Annotated in this window: 1 protein-coding gene; it reads right to left on the reverse strand. The window is 52.8% G+C overall.

From position 1 onward, the window contains the following. The coding region (locus tag DVK00_RS21010; RefSeq protein ID WP_121578525.1) for an HD domain-containing protein at positions 1–145 on the reverse strand (145 nt) is incomplete at its 3' end. Between the last annotated feature and the right edge of the window lie 300 nt (positions 146–445).

Raw genomic sequence — 445 nt, forward strand, 5'->3', positions numbered from 1 at the left:
CATAGAGCAGACACAGCGACGCTGTCCCCCACGTGTGGGCCGCGACCGATTCAGGCGAGTCAATATTCCGAAGCACCCATCCCGTCCGAAGTTCGTCCTTCAACTCGAACCATTCGAGCAAGGAGTCGAGTTCGTTGGTCATCATATCGTGGAGAAGGGAAGTGGCCAGTTCAACTCATCGAGACTACTACACCGGGGCACCGACATTCAATCAATAAATCCCCAGAAACGGTGTGCCGAGCAATTCACCGCTGGACCTGCGAAAACATCACCCTGTGAAAAGTTCTATATACCCTGTTACAGACAAAGCTACGTCTGATAAAGAGGTTCAACAGAGCAGCGACAACGAACCACAGATAAGAGATTTCAGACCGCGTCGAGTGTTGAGAGAATCTCTTCGGCCGTCCCGCTAACCCGACCCAGTCGCTCTTGCAGCACGTCTGTC

This window comes from Haloarcula sp. Atlit-47R, from assembly GCF_003665985.1.
GTDB lineage: Archaea > Halobacteriota > Halobacteria > Halobacteriales > Haloarculaceae > Haloarcula > Haloarcula taiwanensis.